The following is a 1,528-nucleotide window of genomic DNA, read 5'->3' as shown; positions in this document are numbered from 1 at the left end:
AGTAGTCAAATATGTTTTATTGAATATCTCTCCTTCCTATTCCAATTCGCGATTAGAACAGAATCTCCCTTATGCTAGTGGGAATTAGTAGTGGAAAACAATTTTATCTCTTAAACTCATTTTCTACTATGGAAGAAAAAAGACAGATTACAAGGGAAGACTCTATTTGGGAAATGAATTTGCTAACAAGCAATTATATGTCATAAAAATCTTCGATAGTCTGTTAATCACCGACAACAAAGAAAAAGCTGAGGAAATAGAGAAGAGAAAAGAAGAATTCCTCAAAGAAGGTATAGAAAAACTCTTCGACTTCTTAGGAGAACCAACAGAGAAAGAAATCAAGGAGGTGATTAAGAGATCAAGGGAGAGAAGATTTTCATCGATACAAACATGATAATAAGTAAGAAAATAACCTCAATTGAGGACTTCATAGTAACAGAAAGTGTACTACAAGAATTTACAGAATTCATTCACGAAAAATATGTAGAGCTTACCAACCAGAAGGAAAGAGCATTAGGTTACGTAAAACTCTTCAGATATATTATCCAAATAATTAGCACAAAACCGTTAGTAATTCATTCCTACCAAGATTACCTAAAAGCCGTAGATTTGGCAGTAAATAGGAACATTGACATCACCGATGCATTACTGGCAATAACTGCAGTAAAATTCGGCGGTGCAGTACTCACTAGAGATAAGGACTTCGAGAGAGTAAAAGACATAGTAAAGGTATACCTAACTAACTAGGAGTTTATTCCTCAAAACAGAATTCTCCCTTTAAAAGCAGACTCATCTACCGTATGAGGAAAATCCCATTATGAAAGTAGCAATCTGAACCTAGCCCAACCTTCTTCAACCCATGAGTAATTATGTACACGATACTTTACATTGGCCTATGCACTTAGCTTCCTCCACAACTTATTAATAGCATAAATCTACTTATGAAGATAGTGAGGGTAGGAAAAAGGAATGCTATTTACATTCCAAAAGACATAGCAGAAAGCATTAACTTGAAAGAAGGAGATAAACTAGAAATTATCGTAAAAGACGGCAAAATAGAACTCATAGCCTGAACAACAGTGTAACGGTCAATGGTACGACCCGATATTTAACGTTTGGGAAAGCTACCTTGCAGGCATAAGGGGTGGCACTATTTCCTCGTATTCCATTGCTGTATATAAAGGGTTTAGAGATTTAACACCTATAACTCAGTGGAGCTGTAGGAAAGGATATTGTTATGTTTCTCCATCATTTGTTAAAGCTAGATCGTCAACAATCACAGGATATGCCGGAACGCAGTTCGTTTCCTATTTACAAAAAGCTATTGGAGGAGTATCAGTATATATGCCCGGAGATAAAGGCGTATTGTATTCTCCGTCACTTCTGGGCTATCTTTATTATAAGCTTGGAGTTAAGTCTAACGACGATATGAGGAAGTGGCTTTCCACTTTCATCGGTTCTCAATTTGTGTCCTCCGACGCATGTCCGGGCTGTACTAGTAGTGGAGTTTCAGCAATAGTTGGAGCTA

The 1,528-nt window shown here is 36.8% G+C and carries 4 protein-coding genes (1 of these 4 only partly in view); all 4 read left to right on the top strand.

Features of this window, described 5'->3' with window-relative positions; genetic code table 11:
* Positions 1-166: 166 nt before the first annotated feature.
* The gene (locus HS5_RS14405) at positions 167-394 is read left to right on the top strand and encodes a hypothetical protein (protein WP_236752041.1); all 228 of its coding nucleotides are present in this window, start codon (positions 167-169) and stop codon (positions 392-394) included.
* Positions 391-747 (top strand): PIN domain-containing protein, encoded by a 357-nt coding sequence (locus tag HS5_RS14400; protein ID WP_236752040.1) that lies wholly within the window; start codon positions 391-393, stop codon positions 745-747. Before HS5_RS14405 ends, HS5_RS14400 begins: the two co-directional genes overlap by 4 nt.
* 194 nt (positions 748-941) lie before the next feature.
* Positions 942-1,073 (top strand): AbrB/MazE/SpoVT family DNA-binding domain-containing protein, encoded by a 132-nt coding sequence (locus HS5_RS14395; RefSeq protein WP_236752039.1) that lies wholly within the window; start codon positions 942-944, stop codon positions 1,071-1,073.
* 271 nt (positions 1,074-1,344) lie between these two features.
* Positions 1,345-1,528, top strand: the start of a protein-coding gene (locus HS5_RS14390) for a hypothetical protein (RefSeq protein ID WP_236752038.1). Its footprint extends 560 nt past the window's final position; only the first 184 of its 744 coding nucleotides appear in the window; it begins with the start codon at positions 1,345-1,347; its stop codon lies off the right edge, out of view.

It is taken from the genome of Acidianus sp. HS-5, from assembly GCF_021655615.1.
Lineage (GTDB): Archaea > Thermoproteota > Thermoprotei_A > Sulfolobales > Sulfolobaceae > Acidianus.
This window is presented reverse-complemented; position numbering and strand designations above follow the sequence as displayed.